The sequence below is a fragment of the Streptomyces sp. NPDC055013 genome (genome assembly GCF_053608645.1).
Genome location: NZ_JBSGVW010000036.1, coordinates 19,760 through 45,265 on the forward strand (window position 1 = coordinate 19,760; position 25,506 = coordinate 45,265).

Annotated in this window: 3 protein-coding genes; all 3 read right to left on the reverse strand. The window is 74.0% G+C overall.

Going from position 1 to position 25,506, the window contains the following annotated elements:
* Positions 1 to 38 precede the first annotated feature (38 nt).
* From ACWGDB_RS33470 to ACWGDB_RS33480, 3 genes are read right to left on the reverse strand one after another with little or no spacing between them, the layout of a single operon-like run.
* The gene (locus ACWGDB_RS33470) at positions 39 to 1,307 is read right to left on the reverse strand and encodes an MFS transporter (protein ID WP_453825897.1); all 1,269 of its coding nucleotides are present in this window, start codon (positions 1,305 to 1,307) and stop codon (positions 39 to 41) included.
* Positions 1,304 to 12,880, reverse strand: coding sequence for an amino acid adenylation domain-containing protein (locus tag ACWGDB_RS33475; RefSeq protein WP_453825898.1), 11,577 nt, complete (start codon positions 12,878 to 12,880; stop codon positions 1,304 to 1,306). The genes ACWGDB_RS33470 and ACWGDB_RS33475 overlap by 4 nt, the downstream gene beginning before the upstream one ends.
* Positions 12,877 to 25,506, reverse strand: a complete 12,630-nt coding sequence (locus tag ACWGDB_RS33480; RefSeq protein ID WP_453825899.1) for an amino acid adenylation domain-containing protein — start codon at positions 25,504 to 25,506, stop codon at positions 12,877 to 12,879. The genes ACWGDB_RS33475 and ACWGDB_RS33480 overlap by 4 nt, the downstream gene beginning before the upstream one ends.

Genomic DNA, 25,506 nt, shown 5'->3' on the forward strand with positions numbered 1-25,506 from the left:
GACGGGCACAGGCTGCGGACGGTGGTGGGCGGGCGGGGTCAGGCGGCCGGAGCTGTCTCGGGGCGCGGCGCGGCCGGGATGCGGGCCCGCCGGACGGCCGGGACCAGCCCGGCCACCAGGGCGGTCAGGGCCATCCCGGCGGCGGTCACCAGCAGGGCGGACCGGCCGCCCCAGGCGTCGAGGAGCTCCCCGGCGGCGAACGCGCCGGCCGTGCCGCCCAGGGCGATGACGAGTCCGGACAGGGCCGCGACCCGGCCCTGCAACTCCTGCGGGGTGGTGGTCACCTGGTAGACGGCCGTGGCCACCCCGAAGACCGCCCCGATCAGGTTCATCACGGCGAACAGCACGCCGAGCAGCACCGGCCCGGTGCTCCAGGCCATGGCGGCCATCAGCGCGGCCCACAGGGCCAGGCCGCCGACCAGGAGGGCGGACAGGTGGAGCCGGGCCATGAACCAGCGTCCGGTGAGGGCGCCCAGCAGGCCCCCGCAGCCGCTGATGCCGAGCACCAGACCCACCGTGGACTCCGGCTGCCCCTGTTCCTTGACCAGCACCACGACCAGGCCCAGCATCACCACCTGGAGCAGTGCGGTGGACACGGTCACCACCGGCAGCATGGCGCGCAGCGCCTGCTGTCCCCGCAGCCAGCGCAGGGCGTCGGTCAGGTCCCGGTGGATCGGGCGGCGCCGCGCCGGGGGCTCGGTGCGCAAGTCGGCCCGGATGTAGCGGAGGTTGACGGCCGCGATCACGGCGCCGACCGCGGCGGCGAGAAACGGGCTCCAGCGTGTCCAGGTGAACAGCACGGTGCCGGCCGGCCCGCCCAGCAGGCCCGCGATCCGGCCGCGGGCCTCGTTCTGGGAGAGCGCGGCGGGCAGGTGCTGCCCCGGCACGACGGTGCGTACGGCGGCCCGCTCGGCGAGCGAGGCGACGATGGCCAGGGACACGTCGGCGGCGATCAGCGCGAGGAGCAGGCCCATGCCGAGCCCGTCGAGGGCCATGGCACCGGCCACCGTGCCGAGCACGAGGATCCGGCCGAGCGCGCACAGGCGCATCACCGCGCGCCGGTCCCAGCGGTCGACCAGAACCCCGGCCGGCAGCTGGACGACGGCCTGCGGCAGCACGGCGGCGGCCGAGGCCAGGCCGACCGCCTGAGCGGACCCGCCGGAGATCTGCAGCGCCAGCAGCGGATAACAGACGCTGCTCATCCGGGAGCCGAAGAACTGCAGCCAGTTGCCGGTCCACAGCAGGAGGAAGTCGCGGTTGCGGCGCAAGGGGATCGCCGCAACCGCCGTCTTGTCGACCACCGTCATGCGCCGAGCCTGCGCCCGGGGTCTACGGCGTTTCTACGTGCCCCGGCCGCGACCTCGTCGAGTGCCGCGAGGCGGTCCGCGAGCAGCCGGCCGACGTGGGCGATCGGCCCGGGCCGGGTCATCAGGCCCTCGTGGTCCGAGTCCACGTCGTGGTTGACGATCTCTCCCGCGACGTGCGCGCTCCAGGCCCGGTGCCCCCGCTCGCGGGCGAGGGCCCCCTGGTCGCGTCGGGCGGTGACGAACAGCATGTCCCCGCCGAAGCGGCCCGGGGTGTGGGACCACATGAGCCGGGTGTTGTTCACGTAGACGTCCTTCATGGCGAGGATCTCGTGCTCGTCGAACCGCGCCATCACCTTGTTCTCGCGCGCCAGGAAGGCCCGGTAGCGCTCGATGGGGAAGGTTTCCGGGGTGAGTTCGTGCTCCTGGAAGTCGAAGCCGATCGCCCGCAGGTTGCGCGCGATGATCGCGGCCTCGGACGGCGGCTCGGTGCCTGCCGCGTCGGCCACCGGGTAGGCGTCGAGCACGGCAAGCAGTTCCACCTGCTCGCCGCGGCGCTCCAGTTCGGCCGCGATCGCGTGGGCGATGGTCCCGCCGACCGACCAGCCGAGCAGCCGGTAGGGGCCCTGGGGGGCCGCGGTGCGGATCCGGTCGGCGTAGTCGGCGGCCATCTCCTCGATCGAGACGGGCAGTGGCCCGGCGCCGTCGGTGCCGCGTGCCTGGAGCCCGTACAGCGGGTACTCGGGACCCAGGTGGGCGAGCAGTCCGAGGTAGCACCAGCTGAGGCCGGCCGCCGGATGCACGCAGAACAGCGGCACCCCGGCACCGGCGGCGCGCAGCGGCACCAGAACCCCGTGCCCGTCGCGCTCACCGTCCGGCTCGAGGTCGCGCAGCAGCTCGGCAGGGGTGGGCGCCTGGAAGAGCCGGCGCAGCGGCACCTCCGTGCCGAGGACGGCACCGACCCGGCCGACCAGCCGCGTCGCCAGCAGTGAATGCCCGCCGTGTTCGAAGAAGTTGTCGTCCAGGCCCACCCGCGCGAGGCCGAGGACCTCGGCGAACAGGGCGCACATCAGCTCTTCGCGCGGGGTGGTCGGGGCCCGCCCCACCGTCCGTGCCCCGAAGTCGGGCACCGGCAGCGCCGCACGGTCGACCTTGCCGTTGGGGGTCAGCGGCAGGGCGTCCAGGACGACGACGGCCGCGGGCACCATGTGCGCGGGCAGGGTGTCCTTGAGCCGGTCGCGCAGGACGGGACCGAGCCCGGTGTCGTCGCGGCGGCTCGCCGGGTCGTTGGCCTCGGGCCGGGCGTCGGGCCCGGGTGCGGGCCGGTAGGCCCCGGCGACCGCCAGGTCCACGGGCCCGGCGCCGCGGACGAACAGGGCTTCCAGTGCGCCGTCCTCGGCGTCGGCGGCCGCCCAGCTGACGGCCACCTGGTGGCCGGTGCGCTCGGCCAGGGCGTACAGGTCCTCGGGGTCCACGGCGCCGACGTCCGGGGCCTCCTCGTCGAACAGGGCGTGCACGGAGGCCACTTCGTCGCGCACCCGCAGGTTGGGGATGCCCGTGACGCGCAGGGCCGTGTCGCGGGCGGCCAGTTCGGCGGCCAGTTCGTCCAATCCGCTCAGCTGCTCGCCCCAGGTGACGACCGCCCCCTCGGGGCCGTCGGCGGCGGGAGCGGTGTGCAGCACCACGTCGTAGCGGTGCCGTGTGAGCTCGTTGTGGTGGACGCCGCGCCGGACGCGCAGGTCAACGCCGCTCACGCCGGCGAGGCCGGTGAACCACTCGGGTGCGAGCAGCAGTTCCTTCTCGCGGGCCACGGCCCGCTCGACCCCGGCGCGCAGCATGTCTCGTCCGGCACCCTTGGGCAGAGCGTCCTGCCCGGTCAGTGCGACGGCCCCGCGCAGCGTGCGCAGCGTGCGCAGGTTGCGGACGTCGCCGACGAAGACGGTACCGCCGGGGGCGAGCAGCTGGGTCACCTTGGCCAGCACCTCGGCGAGGTAGTCGGCGCTGGGGAAGTACTGGACCACGGAGTTGAGCACCACGGTGTCGAAGGCGCCCTTCGGCAGCCCGCCGATGTCGTGGGCGGGCTGGGTGGTCAGGGTCACCCGGCCGGCGAGCTCGGGCCGTTCGGCGACCTGGGCGCGCAGCCGCTCGACGACGGAGCCGGACAGGTCGGTGCCCCAGTAGCTCTCGCAGTGCGGGGCCACGTGGGCGAGGATCAGACCGGTACCGGCGCCGATCTCCAGGACCCGGCGGGGCCGGTCGGCGAGGATGCGCTCGACGGTGCCGGCGCGCCACTCGCGCATCTGCTCCAGCGGGATCGGGTCCCCGGTGTACGTGCTGCGCCAGATGCCGAAGTCCTCTCCGAAGCTGTCGGAGCCGGGCTCGCCGTAGAGGGCGTCGTAGGCCGCCTCCCACTCGCGGACCTGGGTCGCCTCCCGCTCGGTGTCGCGGGTCCCGTCGCCCCGGTCCGGCACGGCGTACGCCACCAGCCGTTTGTCGCCGGGCGAGTCCTCGCGGGCGACGACGACCGCCTGGGCGAGCCCCTCCTGGACTCTCAACGCGGCCTCGATCTCGCCGAGTTCGATACGGAAACCGCGCACCTTGACCTGGTGGTCGGTGCGGCCGATGTACTCCAGGTCGCCGTCCGCACTCCAGCGGACCAGGTCGCCGGTGCGGTACATCCGGCTGCCGGCGGGGCCGAAGGGGTCGGCGGTGAACCGCTCGGCGGACAGGCCGGGCCGGTTCAGATAGCCGCGCGCCACACCGGTGCCGGCGATGTACAGCTCGCCGGCCTCGCCGGGGGCGACCGGGCGCAGTCCGGCGTCCAGGACGTAGACCCGGGTGTTGTCCAACGGCCGTCCGATGGGCGGCCGTTCGCAGGTGTCGGCGTCCAGGCGGGCGGCCGTGGACCAGATGGTGGTCTCGGTCGGGCCGTAGACGTTGGTGAGCGAGCCGCCCAGGTCGTGCAGGGCGCGGCCGAGCGGGCCGGGCAGCGCTTCGCCGCCGACGAGCTTCACGAGGTCGCGCAAGGCCTCGGGGCGGGTGGTGACCAGGCTCTGCCATGCCGTCGGGGTCGCCTGCAGGACGGTGGCGCCCGACTCCTCGACGAGCCGGGCGAGGGCCACCGGGTCCTTGACGGTCTCCCGGGCGGCGAGCACCAGGCGGGCGCCGTGCGCGAGCGGCGTCCACAGCTCCAGGTTGGAGATGTCGAAGCCGATGGTGGTGACGGCGAGCAGCCGGTCGTCCTCGGTCAGCGCGAGGTGGTCGCGCATCGCGGTCAGCAGGTTGAGCAGGTTCTCGTGGCCGACGACCACGCCCTTGGGCCGGCCGGTGGACCCGGAGGTGTAGATGACGTACGCCGGGTGGTCCGGGTGCGGCGGTGCGATCCGGCGGACCTGCGCCACCTCGGCGTCGGTGACGGCGTCGAGGGTGCGGACGGTGTGCGGGTCGTCCAGGACCAGGCGCGGCACCTCAGGGGCGGTGTCCTCGGGGAGCGCGCCGACGGTCTCGCGGTCGGTGAGCAGCAGGACGGGAGCGGCGTCGGCCAGCATGTAGGCGACGCGGTCGGCCGGGTACTCGGGGTCGACCGGCACGTACGCCGCACCCGCCTTGAGGACGGCGAGCAGCGCGACGACCATCGTCGCGGTCCGGGGCAGCGCCACGGCCACCAGGTCCTCGGCGCCGACGCCGCGGGCGGCCAGCGAGTGGGCGAGCCGGTCGGACCGGACGTCCAGTTCGCGGTAGTCGAGCGTGAGGTCCTCGAAGTCGAGGGCACGCGCGTCGGGGGTACGGGCGGCCTGTGCCCGGAACAGGGCGGGCAGATGGTCGGCGGGCAGCTCGCGAGCGGTGTCGTTCCAGCTGACGAGCAGTCGGCCCCGGGCTTTCTCGGGCAGCGTGTCGAGGGCGCCCACCGGGGCGTCGGGGCGGGCGGCGGCGGCCGTCAGGACGGCGACGAGGCGGTCCGCGAGGCCCCGGGCGGTCTCCCGGTCGAACAGGTCGGTGGCGTATTCGAGGACACCGGCCATCCCGCCGGGGGAGCCGTCCGCGGTGTGCCGTTCGCCCAGCCGGAACATCAGGTCGAAGCGGGCGACTCCGGTGCCGACGTCCTGCCCGGCGGCGGCCACGTCCGGCAGCGGTCCGGCAGCGCCGGCGGCGGTGTTGCCGGAGGCGTCGCGGGCGGCGACGTTGTCGAAGGTCAGCATGGTCTGGAACAGCGGGTGGCGGGCCATGGAACGGGCGGGGTTGAGTACGTCGACGAGCCGTTCGAAGGGCACGTCCTGGTGGGCGTAGGCGGTCAGGTCGGTCTCCCGGACCCGGGCCACGAGGTCGGTGAACGTCTCGTCGGCGACCACCTCGGTGCGCAGCACGAGGGTGTTGGCGAAGAACCCGACCAGGTCCTCCAGCGCCTCGTCGGTGCGGCCCGCGATCGGGGTGCCGATCGGGATGTCGGTGGCCCCGCTCAGCTTGGACAGCAGAGCGGCCAGGGCGGCCTGCACCACCATGAAGAGGCTCGCGTGGTTCTCCCGGGCCAGATCGGTCAGCAGGGCGTGCGTCTCGGCCGGGATCTCCACGTCCAGCAGGTCGCCACGGTAGGAGGCGACGGCCGGGCGGGGCCGGTCGGCGGGCAGGTCCAGCTCCTCGGGCAGCCCGGCCAACGTGTGCTGCCAGTAAGTCAGTTGGCGAGACGCGAGGCTGTCCGGGTCGCCCTCGGAGCCGAGCAGGTCACGCTGCCACAGGGTGTAGTCGGCGTACTGCGCCGGCAGCGGACTCCATGCGGGTGCCTCGCCCCGGCAGCGGGCGGTGTAGGCGGCCGTGAGGTCGCGTACGAGGAGCGGCATCGACCAGCCGTCGGTGGCGATGTGGTGGACCAGGAGCAGCAGGACGTGCTCGTCGGGACCGACGGCGAACAGAACGGCCCGCAGCGGGGGTTCGGTGCCGATGTCGAAGGCGTACCGGGCCTGCTGCTCCAGTGCTCCGAGCAGATCGTCCGCGGTGGTGTCGAGCACCGTCAGATCCGGGCGGGCGCGCTCCGGGTCGAGCACGGTCTGATACGGGCCTTCGGCGTCCTCCGCGAAAACGGTGCGCAGGGTCTCGTGGCGGGTGACGAGGTCGGCGAGGGCGGCGGCCAGCGCGTCCCGGTCCACCGTGCCGGAAAGGCGCAGGGCCGTCGGCACGTTGTAGGTGTGGCTGCGGCCCTCGAACCGGCCGAGGAACCACAGGCGTTGCTGGGCGAAAGAGAGCGGGATGCGCTCGGGACGGTCGCCCAGGACCAGCGGTGTGCGGGCGGGGCCGCCGGAGCCGAGGGCGGCGGCGAGTCCGGCCACCGTCGGCGTCTCGAAGAACTGGCGGATGGTCAGCTCCTCGCCGAGCGTGGCGCGGATGCGGCCCGCGAGGCGGGTGGCCAGCAGCGAGTGGCCGCCGAGCGTGAAGAAGTCGTCGTCGAGGAACACCCGCGGGACGCCGAGGACGTCGGCGAACAGGCCGCACAGGATCTCCTCCTGCGGCGTGCGCGGCGCGCGGCCCTCCTGGGCCGGACCGTACTCGGGTGCGGGCAGCGCGGCCCGGTCCAGCTTGCCGTTGGGGTTCAGCGGCAGGGCGTCCAGGGCGACGAACGCGGAGGGCACCATGTGGTCGGGCAGGGCGGCGGCCACGTGAGCGCGCAGCCGCGCCCGGTCCAGGGTGCGGCCGGTGGACGCAACCACGTAGGCCACCAGCCGCTTGTCGCCCGGCCGGTCCTCGCGGACGAGGACGGCGGTGCGGACGACGTCCGGGTGGCCGAGGACGGCGGCCTCGATCTCGCCGAGTTCGATGCGGAAGCCGCGGACCTTGACCTGGAAGTCGGTACGGCCGAGGTAGTCGAGGTTGCCGTCGGCGCTCCAGCGGACCAGATCGCCGGTGCGGTACATACGGGTGCCCGCCGGGCCGTGCGGGTCGGCGACGAACCGCTCCGCCGACAGGCCGGGACGGCGGTGGTAGCCGCGTGCCAGGCCCGGTCCCGCGATGTACAGCTCACCCGGGACGCCGACCGGGACCGGCTGGAGGGCCGCGTCGAGGACGTAGAGCCGGGTGTTGCGGATGGGGGCGCCGATCGGGGGCACACCGGTGATCTCGCCCTGTGTGTACCAGGCCGCCGCGTAGACGGTGGCCTCGGTGGGGCCGTAGATGTTGGCGAACCGTTCGGCACCGACAGCCCGCACGACGGCGGTGGCGTCGCGGGCGGAGACTGCTTCCCCGGCGAGGACGACTTCGCGGGCGCAGACCAACGCGCTCTCACCGCCGACGAGTTGGGAGACGGCTGACGGGACCCCGCTGATGAGCGACACCGAGCGGCCGGCGTGGGCGGGGTCGCCCAGCTCCAGGACGTCCCGCATCACCTCGACGGTGCCGCCGCACAGCAGCGGGCCGAACATCTCGAAGACGGACACATCGAAGTTGAGCGAGGTGGAGGCCACCACATGGGCCATGCCGTCGGCGCCGAACTCGCCGACCGCCCAGGCCGCCAGGTCGGCGACGTTCTCGTGCGGCACCACCACGCCCTTGGGCAGTCCCGTGGAGCCGGAGGTGTAGATCGCGTACGCGGCGTGCGCGGGCCGCAGGGGCGCGGTGCGCTCCGCGTCGGACACATCGTGCGCGGACAGCGCGGAGAGTGCGGCTTCGGTGGCCGGCTCGTCGAGGACGAGGTGCCCGGCGCTCTCGCCGGGCAGCCGGTCGAGCGCGGCCCGGGCGGTGAGCACCAGACCGGGGGCCGCGTCGCGCAGCAGGTGAGCGATGCGGTCGGCCGGGTATCCGGGGTCGATGGGCACATACGCCGCACCGGACTTGAGGACACCGAGCACCGCCACGAGGGTGAGTTCGGTGCGTGGCAGGGCGATGCCCACGAAGCCCTCGGGCCCGGCTCCGTGCTCGATGAGGAGCCGGGCCAACTGGTTGGCGCGGGCGTCGAGTTCGGCGTAGGAGAGGGTGCGGTCGCCGTGACGCACGGCGGGGGCGTCGGGGGTGCGGGCCGCCTGCGCCTCGAAGAGGGCGGGCAGGGTCGCGTGGGGCACGTCCCTCGCGGTGTCGATCCAGGTGCCGAGAATGCGGCGGCGCTCGTCCTCGGTGAGGATCCCGACGCGGCTCAGGGGCAGTTCGGGGTTGTCGGAGAGGGCGTCGAGCAGCAGGGTGAGCCGGCGTACGAGGGTCTCGGCGGTGGTCCGGTCGAACAGGTCCTCGTTGTATTCGAGGTGCCCGGTGATCCCGGCGGGGGTGCCGTCGTCGGCGCGGCCGTCGGCGACGGCGAGCAGCAGGTCGAACTGGGCGACGCCGGTGCCGACCCGGTCGCCGGAGACGGTCAGGCCGGGCAGGCGGCCTTCGCCGAGGGCGGCCCTCTGGTCGACGTTGTTGAAGGCGAGCATGGTCTGGAACAGCGGGTGACGGCCCATGGCCCGCGGCGGGTTGAGCACTTCCACGAGTCGTTCGAAGGGCACGTCCTGGTGGGTGTATGCCGCGAGATCGGTCTGCCGGGCGCGGGCCACCAGGTCCGTGAAGGCCGGATCGCCCGAGACGTCGGTGCGCAGGACGAGGGTGTTGACGAAGAATCCGACCAGGTCCTCGAGGGATTCGTCGGTGCGCCCGGCGATCGGGGTGCCGATCGGGATGTCGGTGCTGCCGCTGAGCTTGGACAGCAGGGCGGCGAGGCCGGCCTGGACGACCATGAAGAGGCTGGCCCGGTTCTCCCGGGCGAGGTGCTCCAGACGCCGGTGCAGGCCGGCCGGCAGCACGACCGGGACGGTGCCGCCGCGGTAGCTGCTCTCGGCGGGGCGCGGCCGGTCGGTGGGCAGCGGCAGCTCCTCGGGCAGGTCCCGCAACGCCTCGCTCCAATGGGCGAGCTGGTGGCTGACGAGACTGTCGGGGTCGTCCTCGGAGCCGAGCACCTCGTGCTGCCACAGGGTGTAGTCGGCGTACTGGACCGGCAGCGGTGACCAGGCGGGCGTCTCGCCGGCACAGCGGGCGGCGTAGGCGGTGGTGAGGTCGCGCACCAGGACCGGCGTGGACCAGCCGCCGTCGCTCGCGATGTGGTGGACGAGCAGCATCAGGACGTGCTCGTCGGGGCTCAGCTCGAACAGGTGGACGCGCAGCGGCGGCTCAGCGGCCAGGTCGAAGCCCTGCCGGGCGGCCCGGCGCAGCTCCTCGTCCAGGCCCGCCTCGTCGGTGCGCACGACCTGGGGCTCGGGCCGGGCCCGCCCGGGAGCGAGGACGATCTGATGGGGGCCTTCCGCGTCCTCGGCGAAGACCGTACGGAGAGTCTCGTGGCGGGCCACGACATCGGCCAGCGCGGCGGTGAGGGCCTCCCGGTCAAGGGAGCCGGAAAGGCGCAGCGTGGTGGGGATGTTGTGGGCGGCGGTCGGTCCCTCCAGGCGGCCCAGGAACCACAGCCGGCGCTGGGCGAAGGAGACCGGCACCCGCTCGGGCCGCGGACGGGCCTCGAGCTCTGGACGGGCCGCGCCGCCGGATCCGAGCAGCCCGGCGAGGCCGGCCACGGTCGGCGTCTCGAACAGCTGCCGGACCGGGAGGTTCACACCGAGGGTGGCGCGGACGCGGGTCATGAGCCGCAGCGCCAGCAGGGAGTGGCCGCCGCGGGAGAAGAAGTCCTCGTCCACCGACACCCGCGGCACGCCGAGGACCTCGGCGAACAGGCCGCACAGGATCTCCTCCTGCGGGGTGCGCGGGGCCCGGCCGGTGCTCTCCAGGCCGTAGGCGGGGGCGGGCAGGGCGGCGCGGTCGAGCTTGCCGTTGGGTGTCAGCGGCAGCTCGTCGAGGGTGACGAAGGCCGCGGGGACCATGTACTCGGGCAGGCTCGCGGCCGCGTACTTGCGCAGCAGGGTGTGGTGGGGGCTGCTCTGCGCGCCGGCGGGGACGACGTAGGCGACGATGCGCTTGTCGCCGGGGGTGTCCTCGCGGACGAGGACGGCGGTGCGGGTGACGTCCGGGTGGTCGGCGATCACGGTCTCGATCTCGCCGAGTTCGATGCGGAAGCCGCGGACCTTGACCTGGAAGTCGGTGCGGCCGATGTATTCCAGGGTGCCTTCGGCAGTACGCCGTACGAGGTCGCCGGTGCGGTACATGCGGGTGCCGGTCGGGCCGTAGGGGTCGGCGACGAAACGCTCGGCGGTGAGTCCGGGCCTGCGGTGGTAGCCGCGGGCCAGGCCCTCGCCGGCGATGTACAGCTCACCTGCGACGCCGATCGGGACGGGGCGGAGCCCTGAGTCCAGTACGTACACGCGGGTGTTGGCGATGGGAGCGCCGATGGAGACGTCCCCGGAGTCGGTCACCGTCGCGGCCGTCGACCAGATGGTGGTCTCGGTCGGGCCGTACAGGTTCGTCACCGGCCGACCGCCGGCGGCGAGTGTGCGGGCCAGCGACGCGGGCAGGGCCTCGCCGCCGACCAGGACCCGCAGCCTCGTCGGCAACGTGCCGGCCTCGACCAGGGCGTGCCACAGACTCGGCGTGGCCTGCATGATCGTGGCGCCCGACTCGCGGATCAGCGAGGCCAGGGCGGCGGGGTCACGGACGATGTCCCGGGGGGCCAGCACCACTTGGGCGCCGTGCAGCAGCGGCAGGAACAGCTCCAGGCCCGCGATGTCGAACCCGACGGTCGTGACCGCGGCGAGGCGGTCGTCCCCGGTGAGCGAGAAGCGGTCCTGCATCGCCGTCAGGAAGTTGACCAGCGCCGCCTGCGGGACGGTCACGCCCTTGGGGCGGCCCGTCGAGCCGGACGTGTAGATCACGTACGCGGCATGCGCGCCCGAGCGTCCTTCGATCACCGGGTCGTCGGGGGCGTACGCCGACACGTCCGCGCCCGTGAGGACGTCCTCGGTGAGGGTCAGTACCGGGTCCGCGTCCTGGAGGATGTACGCGATCCGGTCCTGGGGGAACTCGGGGTCCACGGGGACGTATCCGGCACCCGACTTGAGTACCGCGAGCAGCGCGACCACCAGGTCCACCGACCGTGGCAGGGCGACGGCGACCAGCCGCTCCGGGCCCGCACCCCGCTCGATCAGCCAGTGCGCGAGCCGGTTCGCCCGGGCGTTCAACTCCCCGTACGAGACCGCCACATCACCGAAGGTGAGGGCGGGCGCCTCGGGCGAGGACGCCGCGCGCTGCGCGAACAGCTCGGCGACACAGGACGGTTCGACGTCCCGGGAGGTCGCGTTGGCGAGCTCCAGGACCTCGTGCCGCTCGTCGGGGGTGAGCAGGTCCACACGGGCGACCGGTGCGTCCGGGGCGGCCGCCACCGCCGCGAGGACGCGGGTGAACCGTTCGGCGATGCGCTCGGCGGTGGCCCGGTCGAAGAGGTCCGTGCTGTAGTTCAGGGCGCCGCTCAGGCCCTCCGGCGCGCCGGAGGACGCCTGGCGCTCCTCGACCGTGAAGGAGAGGTCGAAGCGGGCGGTGCGGGTCTCGGCCGTGTGCCCGCCGACGGTGAGGCCGGGCAGTTCGGCGGCGGCCGTGCGGGCCTGCCGCTGGTCGTTGTCGTTCCAGGTCAGCAGGGTCTGGAAGAGGGGGTGGCGGGCCATCGCCCGGGGCGGGTTGAGCACTTCCACGAGCCGTTCGAAGGGCACGTCCTGGTGCTCGTAGGCATGCAGATCGGCGTCCCGGACCCGGTCGAGCAGTTCCCGGAACGTGGGTGTGCCGGACAGGTCAGCGCGCAGCACCAGGGTGTTGACGAAGAACCCGACCAGATCGTCCAGGGCCTCGTCGGTGCGGCCCGCGATCGGAGTGCCGATCGGAACGTCCGTGCTGCCGCTCAGCTTGGACAGCAGGGTGGCCAGGGCGGCCTGGACGACCATGAACAGACTCGCTCGGTTCTCCCGCGCCAACTCCAGGAGTCGCGTGTGCACGTCAGCCGGTACCGCGAGGGGCAGGGTGTCGCCCTGGTGGGAGGCGGTCGCCGGGCGGGGCCGGTCGGTCGGCAGGCCGAGCTCCTCCGGCAGGTCGGCGAGGGTGGCACGCCAGTACGTGAGCTGCCGGGTGATCACGCTGTCGGGGTCGTCCTCGGAGCCGAGCAGCTCCTGCTGCCAGACGGTGAAGTCCGAGTACTGGACGGGCAGTTCGTCCCATCCGGGCGCCCGGCCGGCCTGCCGGGCCGCGTACGCCCCGAGCAGGTCGCGGACGAGGACGGGGATCGACCAGCCGTCGCCCGCCACGTGGTGCAGCAGCACCAGCAGGACGTGTTCGTCCGGCGCGAGCTCGAACAGGGTGCAGCGGACCGGGGTCTCGCCGAGCAGGTCGAACTCGTGCCGGGCCGCGGTCGCCAGGGCCCGGTCCAGGCCGGCCTCGTCGGTGGGCACCACCGCGAGGGCGGGCGCGGCGGCGTCGGTGTCCGCGGCGAGGACGACCTGGTGGGGCCCCTCGGGCCCGTCGGCGAGCACCGTGCGCAGGGTCTCGTGACGGGTGACGACGTCGGCGAGGGCGGCGGTCAGGGCGTCCCGGTCGAGGGAGCCGGAGAGCCGCAGGGCGGTGGGGATGTTGTAGATCGCGCTCGGGCCGTCCAACTGGTTGAGGAACCACAGGCGGCGCTGCGAGAAGGACAGCGTGGTCACGAGTTCTCCTTGTTCCCGGTACGGCGGCGCAGCGCGGGACGGGTGGTGGTGGCCTGCACGCTTTCGAGGCTCTCGGCCAGGGCGGCGACAGTGGGCTTCTCGAAGAAGCCGCGGATGCTCATTTCCTTGCCGAGGGCGGATCGGACCCGGGCGGCCAGGCGGTTCGCGAGCAGCGAGTGGCCACCGAGGACGAAGAAGTCGTCGTCGATGCTCACTTCGGCGACGCCGAGGATCTCGGCGAACAGCCCGCACAGGGTCTCCTCCTGCGGGGTGCGCGGCGCGCGGCCCTCGCCGAGCGCGCCGAGCGCGGGGGCGGGCAGGGCGGCGCGGTCGAGCTTGCCGTTGGGTGTCATCGGCAGCTCGTCGAGGGTGACGAACGCCGCGGGGACCATGTAGTCGGGCAGGCTCGTCGCCACGTGCTTGCGCAGCACGTCCCCGTCCGGGGTCCCGTCGGGGGCGGGGACGACGTAGGCGACGATGCGCTTGTCGCCGGGGGTGTCCTCGCGGACCACGACGGCGGTGCGGGTCACGTCCGGGTGGTCGAGGACGGCGGCCTCGATCTCGCCGAGTTCGATGCGGAAGCCGCGGACCTTGACCTGGAAGTCGGTGCGGCCGAGGTAGTCGAGCCGGCCGTCCGCGGTACGCCGTACGAGGTCGCCGGTGCGGTACATGCGGGTGCCGGTCGGGCCGTAGGGGTCGGCGACGAAACGCTCGGCGGACAGGCCGGGGCGGCGGTGGTAGCCGCGGGCCAGCCCCGCACCGGAGATGTACAGCTCACCCGCGACGCCGACGGGGACCGGGCGGAGCCCTGAATCCAGTATGTACACGCGGGTGTTGGCGATGGGAGCGCCGATGGAGACGTCCCCGGAGTCGGTGACCGTGGCGGCCGTCGACCAGATGGTTGTCTCGGTCGGGCCGTACAGGTTGGTGACCGAGCGACCGCCGGCGGCGAGTGTGCGGGCCAGTGCCGCGGGCAGGGCCTCGCCGCCGACCAGGACCCGGACGGTGCCCGGTACTCCGCCGGCCTCGACCAGGGCGTGCCACAGACTCGGCGTGGCCTGGACGATCGTGGCGCCCGACTCGCGGATCAGCGAGGCCAGGGCGGCGGGGTCACGGACGATGTCCCGGGGGGCCAGCACGACTTGGGCGCCGTGCAGCAGCGGCAGGAACAGCTCCAGGCCCGCGATGTCGAACCCGACCGTGGTCACCGCCGCGAGACGGTCCTCCTCACCGAGCGGGAAACGGTCCTGCATGGCGGTCAGGAAGTTGACCAGCGCCGCCTGCGACACGGCGACACCCTTCGGGTGGCCCGTCGAACCCGACGTGTAGATCACGTACGCCACGTCGTGACCCGAACTCCGTACGCCCACGGGGTCGTTCGCGTCGCGGTCCGACAGATTCGCCTGCGCGAGGACGTCCTCGGTCAGGGTCAGCACCGGGTCCGCGTCCTGGAGGATGTACGTGATCCGCTCCTGGGGGAACTCGGGGTCCACGGGGACGTATCCGGCGCCCGACTTGAGTACCGCGAGCAGCGCGACCACCAGGTCCACCGACCGTGGCAGGGCGACGGCGACCAGCCGCTCCGGGCCCGCACCCCGCTCGATCAGCCAGTGCGCGAGCCGGTTCGCCCGGGCGTTCAACTCCCCGTACGGGACCGCCACATCACCGAGGACCAGAGCAGACGCCTGAGGCGAAACCGCCACACGGTCGGCGAAGAGCTCCGCGAGAGAGGCGTCCGGGACCTCGCGGTCGCTGTCGTTCCACTCACCGAGAACCCTCTCCCGTTCACCCGGGGCCATCACGTCCACGTCCGACACCGGTGTTCCCGGCGCCTCCACCACCGTGCGCAGCACCCGCGTGAAGCGCTCCACGAAGCTCTCGGCGGTGGCCCGGTCGAACAGGTCCGTGGCGAACTCCAGGTGGCCGTGGAGGCCGGCCGGGTCACCGTCCGCGGAGTAGGCGTCCTTGAGGGCCAGGGTGAGGTCGTACTTGGCGACCCTGGTGCCGAGCGGCAGTGTCTCGGCGGTCAGGCCGGGGAACCGGTCCGCGACGCCGGCGGCGATGCGGTCGTCGTTGTTGTTCCACATCAGCATGGTCTGGAACAGCGGGTGGCGGGCCAGCGACCGGGCCGGGTTGAGCACCTCCACAAGGCGCTCGAAGGGCACGTCCTGGTGGGCGTAGGCCGCGAGTGAGGTCTCGCGCACCCGGTCCACCAGCTCGGCGAAGGCGGGATCGCCGGACAGGTCGGCACGCAGGACGAGGGTGTTGACGAAGAAGCCGACCAGATCGTCCAGGGCCTCGTCCGTGCGTCCCGCGATCGGCGTGCCGATCGGGATGTCCTCGCCCGCTCCCAGCCTGGACAGCAGGGTGGCCCAGGCCGCCTGGACCACCATGAAGAGGCTGGCCCGGCTCTCGCCCGCGAGGGCGGCGAGGCCCGCGTGCAGGTCGGCCGGTACGTGGAAGGGCACGGCGTCGCCGCGGTGCGTGGCGACCGGGGGCCGGGGGCGGTCGGCGGGCAGGGCCAGTTCCTCGGGCAGTTCCGCCAACGCCTGCTTCCAGTAGGAGAGTTGGCGTGCCGCGATGCTGTCCGGGTCGCTCTCGGAGCCGAGTGCGTCCCGCTGCCACAGCGTGTAGTCGGCGTACTGGACCGGCAGTTCGACCCAGCCGGGCGCCTCGCCGGCCTGACGTGCCGCGTACGCCTCGGTGAGGTCACGGGCGAGCACGGGTGCCGACCAGCCGTCGGTGGCGATGTGGTGGAGCAGGAGCAGCAGCACGTGCTCCAGAGGGCCGGTGCGCAGCAGGGTGACCCGCAGCGGCGGCTCGGCGGCCAGGTCGAACGGGCGGGATGCCGCCTCGGCGAGCCGGTCCGCGAGATCCGCGGGTGTCACCTCGGTGGCGCGCAGGGCGCCGAGGGCGGCGACGGTCTCCTCGGGCGTACGGATCAGCTGGTGGCCGTCGTCCGCGTCGTCCGCGGAGTCGGCGATGACGGTGCGCAGCGACTCGTGCCGGGTGACGACGTCAGCGAGGGCCGCACCGAGGGCGTCCTCGTCGAGGGCGCCGGTGAGCCTCAGGGCCGTGGGCATGTTCCAGGTCGCGCTCGGTCCCTCCAGGCGGTGCAGGAACCACAGCCGGCGCTGGGCGGGGGAGAGCGGGATCCGCCCGGGCCGCTCGCGGCGTGTCACGGCGCGGCGGGCGCCCTCGGCGTGGTCCAGAAGGGCGGCGAGCCCGGCCGGCGTGGGCTCCTCGAACAGGCCCCGGACGGCGAGTTCGACGCCGAGGACGGTGCGGATCCTGGCCACCAGGCGGGTGGCGAGCAGGGAGTGGCCGCCCAGCTCGAAGAAGTCCTGGTCGACGCCGACCGCCGGACGTCCGAGGACCTCGGCGAACAGACCGCACAGGGCCTCCTCGCGCGCCGTGCGCGGGGCGCGTGCGGTGGTGGCCGTCTCATGGGCCGGGGCCGGCAGTGCCGCCCGGTCCAGCTTGCCGGTGCGGGTCAGCGGCAGCTCGTCGAGGAGGACGTACGCGGCGGGCACCATGTGGGCCGGCAGCCGGCTCGCGAGGTGGGCGCGCAGCGTGGCGGCGGCCGGGGCCGTGCGGTCCCGGCCGGCCACCGCGTAGGCGACCAGGCGCCTGTCGCCGGGAGTGTCCTCGCGGACCACGACGGCGCACCGGGTCACCTCCGCGTGGGCGGTCAGCGCGGCCTCGATCTCGCCGGGCTCGATGCGGAAGCCGCGGAGCTTGACCTGGTGGTCGGCGCGGCCGACGTAGACGAGGTCGCCGTCGGCGGTCGTCCGTACCAGGTCGCCGGTGCGGTACATGCGGGAGCCCGCGGGGCCGTACGGGTCGGCGACGAACCGCTCGGCGGTCAGGTCGGGACGGCCGAGGTAGCCGCGCGCCAACGCCTCGCCGGACAGGTGCAGTTCACCGACGACTCCGGGTGGCACGGGCAGCAGACCCGCGTCCAGGACGCGGACGCCGACGCCGTCCACGGGGCGGCCGACGGGCGGGGTGTCCGGCCAGTCGGCCACGTCGACGGGTAGCGTCCACGCGGTCACCACGTGGGTCTCGGCGGGCCCGTAGTGGTTGTGCAGCCGGGTCGTGGTCCGCGTGTGGTGGGCGCGGACCGGCTCGCGCAGGGTCAGGGCCTCACCGGCCTGGACGAGGTGGCGCAGTCCGGACAGGTCGGCACCGCACTCGCGGGCGGCCTCCAGGACGCCGTCGATCACCAGGTTCGGGGCGTACAGCTCGGCCACCCGATGCCGGGCCAGCCAGCGGGCCAGCTCGCGCGGGTCGCGGCGGGTGTCCTCGGGGCAGACCGCGAGGGTCTTGCCGGACAGCAGCGCGGAGAGGATCTCCTGTACGGACACGTCGAAGCCGACGGCGGTGAACTGGGCCACCACGGTGCCGAATGCGCCGGGCACCGCCCGCTCGTGCCAGTCCAGCAGCCCGGCCAGGGCGCGGTGCGGCATCACGATGCCCTTGGGGCGCCCGGTTGAGCCGGAGGTGTAGATCACATACGCGGGGTGCTCGGGCAGCGCTGCGGGGAATTCCGTGTCCTTCCCGGCCGCCGGGCGCGGTTCCTCGACGAGGATCCGGGCGGCGTCGCAGTCCGGCAGGTCCGCACCGATCGCGGCGGTGGTGATCAGTGCCCCGGGCCGGGTGTCGGCGAGCATCAACGCGATGCGCTCGGCGGGGAGTTCGGGATCGACCGGCACATACGCGGGACCCGCCGTGAGCACGGCGACGAGGGCGACGGCCAGGTCGGTGCCGCGCGGCAGCGCGACCGCGACCCGGTCCTCCGGGCCGAGCCCGAGGCCCCGCAGCTCGACGGCCAGGGCGCGTGCCCGCTCGTGCAGTGCGCGGTACGTGAGGCTGCCCCGGTCGTCGGTGACCGCGACCGTGTCGGCGGTCCGGGCGCCCTGTTCGGCGAGGAGCGGGGCGAGCGGCCGGTACGGACGCGGCCGGGCGCCCTGCGAGGCGGTGCGCAGCTCGGTGCGGGCGGCCTCGGGAAGCACGTCGACGCGGTGCACGGGACGTTCGGCGTCGGCGGCGACCGCGGTGAGGACCGCGAGCAGACCGGAGGCGAACAGCTCGGCCGTGGCCGGGCCGTACAGGTCCGTCGCGTACTCCAGGCGGACGGTCAGGCCGTCCGGGGCGCCGCGCTCGGTGCGCAGGTCGGAGAAGGCGAACAGCAGGTCGAAGGTGGCCACGCCGGTGCCGACCTCGCCGACGCGCATGCGCAGGTCGGGCAGGTCCTCGGCGAGCCGCCCCGTGGTGTCGTGGCCGGCGTTGTTCCAGGTGACCATCGTCTGGAAGAGCGGGTGCCGGCCCAGCGAGCGGTCCGGGTTGAGGGTCTCCACCAGCCGCTCGAACGGCACGTCCTGGTGCGCGTACGCGTTCAGCGAGGTGGTGCGGACCCGGTCCAGCACCTCGGTGAACGAAGGGTCGCCCGACAGGTCGGTGCGCAGCACGAGGGTGTTGACGAAGAAGCCGATGAGGCCGTCGAGCGCCTCGTTGACCCGGCCCGCACTGGGGGTGCCCAGCGGGATGTCGTCACCGGCGCCCAGCCGGGACAGGGTCACCGCGAGCGCGGCCTGGACCACCATGAACAGACTCGCCCGGTGCTTCTGGGCCAGGGACTCCAGCTCCGCGTGCAGCTCCGCGGGGATGTGGAAGCGCAGGTCGGCGCCCTGACCGGTGCCCTGGCGCGGGCGCGGGCGGTCGGCGGGCAGGGTGAGTTCCTCCGGCAGATCAGCCAACGCGTCACGCCAGTAGGCAAGTTGACGGCCCAGCTCACTGTCCGGGTCTGCGGCGGAGCCGAGCACCTCGCGCTGCCACAGGGTGTAGTCGGCGTACTGGACGGCCAGTGGCTGCCAGGCCGGTGCGGTGCCGCCGTGCCGGGCCGCGTACGCGGTGGCCAGGTCCTTGACGAGCAGTGGAACCGACCAGCCGCCGTCGCCCGCGATGTGGTGCATGACGAGCAGCAGGGCGTGCTCGTCGGGGGCGAGGGCGAACAGGCGGGCGCGCAGCGGGATGTCCGAGGCGAGGTCGAAGCCCGTCCGGGCGGCCTCGGTGAGCAGGGCGGGCAGCTCCTCCTCGGTGGCGGGCCGTACCTCCGTCGGGACCGGCCGGGGGTCGAGGACGATCTGGTGCGGGCCCTCGGCGTCCTCGGCGAAGACCGTGCGCAGGGTCTCGTGGCGGGTGACGACGTCGGTCAGGGCCGCGGCCAGCGCGTCCTGGTCCAGGGTGCCGGTCAGGCGCAGCACGACGGGCACGTTGTACGTGGGGCTGCCCGGCTCCTCGAAGCGGCCGAGGAACCACAGGCGTTGCTGCGCAGGCGAGGCGGGCAGGCGCTCCGGGCGGGGCCCGGCCACCAGCGGTGCGCGGCTCGCGCTCGCCCCTGTGACGCGGGCGGCGAGGGCCGCCACGGTGGGTGCCTCGAACAGGACGCTGATCGGCAGGTCCACGTCGAGGACCGACCGGATGCGGCCGACCAGGCGCATCGCGGCCAGCGAGTGGCCGCCGACGGCGAAGAAGTCGTCGTCGATGGAGACCCGGGGCCGGCTGAGGATCTCCGCGAACAGGCCGCAGAGGATCTCCTCCTGCGGGGAGCGCGGCGGCCGTCCCGCGGTGTCGTGGGTCTCGGCCGGGTCGGGCAGCGCGGCGCGGTTCAGCTTGCCGTTCGCGGTCAGCGGCAGCTCGGGCAGCAGCACGAAGGCACCCGGGACCATGTACTCGGGGACGGCGCCGGCCACATGGGCGCGCAGCGCCGGCAGGTCCAGGTCGGCCACCACCCAGGCGACCAGGCGGGGTTCGCCGGCCGCGTCGGGTCGTACCGCTACGGCCGCGGCCGTGACGTCCGCATGGGCGGCGAGCACGGCCTCGACCTCGCCGGTCTCGATACGGAAGCCCCGCAGCTTGACCTGCTGGTCACCGCGGCCGACGTAGCCGAGGCGGCCCTGTGCGGTGCGCCGGACGACGTCGCCGGTGCGGTACATCAGGGTGCCGGCGGCGCCGAACGGGTCGGGCACGAACCGCTCGGCGGTGCGGCCGGGCTGGCCGAGGTAGCCGCGGGCGAGTCCGGCGCCGGACAGGTACAGCTCACCGGGCACACCGGGTGCGACCGGCCGCAGCAGGTCGTCCAGGAGGTACACACCGGTGTTGTCCAGCGGATCGCCGAGATGGATGTCGGCCGGGTCGGTGATCCCGGCGGCGGTGGACCAGACGGTGGTCTCGGTGGGGCCGTACACGTTCAGGACCGACTGTGCGGCGCCGGTCAGGGTCGCGGCCAGGTCGGCGGGCAGCGCCTCGCCGCCCACCAGGACGCGGACGCCGGCGAGGAACGAGGCGTCCCGTCCGGCGGCGGCCCGCCACAGGGTGGGGGTGGCCTGCATGACGGTGATGCCGTGGCGGGTGACGGCCGCGCGCAGTGCCTCCGGGTCGCGGACGGTGTCGGGGCCGGCGATGACGACACTGCCGCCGCAGGCCAGCGGCAGATAGAGCTCCAGGGCCGCGATGTCGAACCCGATGGTGGTGACGGCGAGGAGGCGGTCGTCCGCGGTCGCCTCGCACCGGTCGGCCATCGCCCGCAGGAAGTTGTCCAGGGCGCCGCGAGGGACCACCACACCCTTGGGGAGGCCGGTGGAACCGGAGGTGTGCAGGACGTACGCGGCGCCGGTGGCCGGGACGCGGACGTCGAGGTCGGAGGCCTCGTACCGGGAGAGGCCGGCCTCCTCGGCGAGGACGGTGGGTACGGGGACGGCGGGCAGGCCGGGCAGCAGCTCCCCGGTGGTGACGAGGACGGCCGGGTCGGCGTCCGTGATCATCCGGCGGATGCGGTCCGCGGGGAAGTGGGTGTCGATCGGCAGGTAGGCGGCGCCGGCCTTCTGGACGGCGAGCAGCGTGACGAGCAGTTCGGTGGTGCGCGGCAGGGCGACGGCCACGAAGCGCTCCGGGGCGGCGCCGCGCTCGATCAGCAGCCGGGCCAGGGCGTTGGCCCGGGCGTTGAGCTCGGCGTAGCTGAGCGTCGACTCGCCGGCGGACACGGCCGGCGCGTCCGGGCGCTCGGCTGCGTGCCGCTCGAACCGGTCCAGGAACCAGCGGTCCTCGGCCGCGCGGGCAGTGTCCGCCGGGCCGGTGAGGGCGGCCGCGCCCTCCCCGTCGAGCAGGACGTCCAAGGCACCGATGCGCTGTCCGGGCTCGGCGACCAGGCGGGCCAGGACAGTGACGAAGCGGTCCACCAGGCGCTCGGCGGTGGCGTGGTCGAAGAGGTCACCGGCGTACTCGAGGATGCCGGTCATGCCGTCCGCGGAACCGTCCGCGGTGTGCCGTTCGCGCAGGTTGAACGCGAGGTCGAACTTGGCGACGCCGCTGCCGACGCCGCCGCGGGCGGTCACCGAGAGGTCGCCGAGCCGGGCCTCGGCCGGCCCCGAGCCGGCGCGGTCGCCGGTGTTGTTGAAGGCGAGCAGGGTCTGGAACAGCGGGGAACGGGCGAGGGAGCGTGCGGGGTTGAGCACCTCGACGAGCCGCTCGAAGGGCAGGTCCTGGTGGGACCAGGCGGCCAGGTCCAACTCACGCACCCGGGAGAGAAGTTCGGAGAAGGTCGGGTCGCCGCTGACGTCGGTGCGCAGCACCAGCGTGTTGATGAAGTCGCCGACGAGGTCGTCGAGCGCCTCGTCGAGCCGGCCCGCCACGGGGGAGCCGAGCGGGATGTCGTCACCCGCGCCGAGCCGGGACAGGGTCACCGCGAGCGCGGCCTGGACCACCATGAACACGGTGGCGTCGCCGGCCCGGGCGCACTCGGCGACGGCGTGGTGCAGCGCGGCCGGCACTGTGATCGCCACGTTGTCGCCCCGGTAGGAGGCGACGGCGGGGCGCGGCCTGTCGGTGGGCAGGGCGAGTTCCTCGGGCAAGCCGTCGAGGGTCTCGCGCCAGAAGGCCAGCTGCCGCGAGGCGCGGCTGTCCGGATCGTCCTCGGAGCCCATCAGTTCGTGCTGCCACAGCGCGAAGTCGGCGTACTGGACGGGCAGTTCCTCCCACTGCGGGGCTTCTCCGGCGACGCGGGCGGCGTACGCGCGGGTCAGATCGCGGGTGAGCAGCGGGGTGGACCAGCCGTCTCCGGCCACGTGGTGCAGCAGGACGAGGAGTTCGTGCCGGTCCTCGGCGAGTTCGTACAGGAAGAGCCGCAGCGGGATCTCGGTGGACAGGTCGAAGGGGTGCCGGGCGTGCTCGGTGAGCAGCTGCGCCCACTCCTCCTCGGTGCAGCGCACATGGACCGGCTCGGGGCGCACGTCGGCCAGGACGACCTGGTGGGCGCCCTGCTCGTCCTCGGCGATGACCGTCCGCAGGCTCTCGTGGCGGTGCAGGACATCGGCGTAGGCCGCGCGCAGGGCGTCGTGGTCGAGCGGCCCGGTCAGGCGCAGCGCCGAGGCCAGGTTGTAGACGGGGTTCGGGCCCTCCATCCGGTGCAGGAACCACAGCCGCTGCTGGCCGTAGGAGAGCGGCAGGCGCTCGGGGCGCTCCCGCCGGGCGAGCACCGGGCGCGCGTCCTCGGTCTCGCCCAGGGAGCGGACCAGGGCCGCCGGGGTGGGGTTGCGGAACAGGTGCTTGACGGAGAGCTCGACACCGAGGCTCGCGCGCAGCCTGCTGACCATCCGGATGGCGAGCAGGGAATGGCCGCCGAGGTCGAAGAAGTCGTCGTCGGGGCCGACGGCCGCGAGGCCCAGCACCCCGGCGAACAGCTCGCGCACCAGCTCCTCGCGCGGGTCGCGCGGCACCCGCTGCACGGGCAGCGCGGTCGCGGTCTCCTGAGGGGCGGGCAACGCCTTGCGGTCCACCTTGCCGTTGGGGGTCAGCGGCATCGCCGGCAGGGCGACGATCGCGGCCGGGACCATGTAGGCGGGGAGGGCGTCGGCGAGGTGCGCGCGCAGTGCCTCGGTGTCCACGGTCTCGGGGGTCACCCAGGCGATCAGGCGGGCATCACCCGGCCGGTCCTCGCGGGCCAGGACCACGGCCCGGGTGACGTCGGCGTGAGCTGCGGTCACGGCCTCGATCTCGCCGGGCTCGATGCGGAAGCCGCGCAGCTTGATCTGGTCGTCGGCCCGGCCGGCGTAGACGAAGGTGCCGTCCGTCCGGCGGCGGGCGAGGTCGCCGGTGCGGTACATGCGGGCGCCGGGTGGGCCGTACGGGTCGGCGACGAAGCGCTCGGCGGTGAGGTCCGGGCGGCCGAGGTAGCCGCGCGCGAGGACGACGCCGGAGATGTACAGCTCCCCGGCGACGCCGGGGGCGACCGGGCGCAGGGCCGCGTCCAGGACATAGGCGCGGGTGCCGGCGAAGGGGCGGCCGATCGGGACGGGTCCGTCGGCCGGTTCGGTGCCCGGCTCGATGCGGAACTCCAGGCAGTTGACGGTGGCCTCGGTCGGGCCGTACGCGTTGATCACCGTGGCGTCCGGGTGCGCCGCGCGCCAGGCGTGCAGGGCCTCACCGCGCAGGGCCTCGCCGCCCAGGACGAGGGTGCCGGACGGGGAGACCTCCGTCGGCAGGGTGTCGAGCAGCTCCAGGTGGCTGGGGGTGCCCTTGAGGAAGGTGGGACGGGGACCGCCGACGGCGTCCGGGAGCTCGGACAGGTGGGCGCAGCCTCCGGCCACCAGCGGGGTGTACAGGCCGGTCACGGTGAGGTCGAAGGTGACGGAGGAGTGCACGAGGGTGAGGCCGGCGGCGTCCGGATACGCCTGACGGGCCCTGAGGAGGTAGGCGCCCACCGAGCGGTGCTCGACGACGACGCCCTTGGGGCGGCCGGTGGAGCCGGACGTGAAGATCAGGTAGGCCGGGTCGTGCGGGTGCGGCGCCGCAGTGAAGGAGGCGGTCTCCTCCTCGGTGACGGTCAGCGTCGTGACCCCGGGAAGCTCGGCGCCGGGCTCGGTCAGGGCGAGCACGGGGGCGGCGTCGGCGAGCACCGCCGCGATCCGCTCGGCCGGGTGCTCAGGGTCGAGCGGTATGTAGGCGCCGCCGGACTTCGCGACGCCGAGCAGCGCCACCACGAGGTCGACGCCGCGCGGCAGCAGCACGGCCACCGTCCGGCCGGGGCGAACCCCGCGCTCGATCAGGGTGCGGGCCACGAAACTGGCCCGGGCGTCGAGTTGCCGGTACGTCAGGACCTGGTCCCCGGCACGGACGGCGGGGGCGTCCGGGGTGGCCGCGGCCTGGGCGGTGAACAGCTCGGGCAGGGTGCGCAGTTCGGCGTCCCCCGCCAGGCCTGCGGGTCCTGCCGCAGCGGCCAGGGCACGGGCGGTCTCGTCCGCGCCGATGACGTCGATCCGGCCGAGCCGGCGCTCCGGTTCGCTCACGAGGGTGTCGAGCAGGGCGAGGAAACGCTCGCCGATCGTCGCGGCGGCCGCGTCGTCGAAGAGGTCGCGCTGGTGGAACAGCTTGAAGCGCAGGGCGTCCTGCGGCATCCCGACGAGGCTGAGCGGGAAGTGGTTGGCCGAGTGGCTCTCGGCGCCCACGACCCGCAGCGGGTCGGCCTCGTCGGAGACCGCGGGGCCGGACTCGAAGGGAAAGTTCTCGAAGACGACGGAGGTGTCGAAGAGCGGGCCGAGACCGGTGCGGTGCTGCACCTCCGACAGGCCCAGATACTGGTGGGCGATCAGCTCGGCCTGGGCGCGGTGCACCCGGCCGAGCAACTCGCCGGCGGTCTGCTCGGGGCGCAGCCTGATGCGCAGCGGCAGGGTGTTGATGAACAGGCCGACCATGGACTCGATGCCGGGCAGTTCGGCGGGGCGGCCGTTGACGGTGACGCCGAAGACCACGTCGTCGGTGCCGGTCAGGCCGGCGAGCACGAGCGACCAGGCTGCCTGCACCACGGTGTTGACGGTGACGCCCGCGGAGCGGGCCCGCGCCGTGAGGGCCCGGGTCTGCTCCGCGGTGAGCCCGAACTCGTGGCGTCCGGGGTCCTGCGGGGTGTGCTCGGTGGTGCCGGCCACCAGGGTGGGGGCGGTCAGCCCGTCGAGCATGGTGTCCCAGGCGGCGCGCGAGGCGTCCGCGTCCTGGCGGGACAACCAGGCGAGGTAGTCCCGGTACGGGGCCACCGGCGGCAGCCCCTTCGCGTCCCCGCCCGACAGGTACAGGGCGTGGTACTCCTTCAGCAGCGTCGGCAGGGACCAGCCGTCGAGCACCGTGTGGTGGATGGTGAGGACCAGGCGGTGGCTCTCGCCGCCGAGCCGGATCAGGGTGAACCGGATCAGCGGCGGACGGCCGGTGTCGAAGCGCTGCTCACGATCGGCGAGCGTGGCCCGGCGGGCCGCCGCGTCGGCCTCCGACTCGGAGAGGTGGCACAGATCGATCTCGGTCCACGGCAGCTTGTACCGGGCCGCGACGAGCTGCACCCACTCCCCGTCCTTGCGCTGGCGGAACGCCACCCGCAGGCTCGCGTGCCGGCGCAGCAGGGCCTCGGCGGCCTCCCGGGCGCGGCCCGCGTCCAGCGGGCCGGCCAGGTGGAAGGTCGACTGGACGGTGTAGATGTCCGGAGTCGACTCGTCGGATACATCGAAGACACTGTGGAACAGCAGGCCGCTCTGGAGCGGGGAGAGAGGCAGGATGTCATCGACTGCGCGGGTACTTCTCGCCAC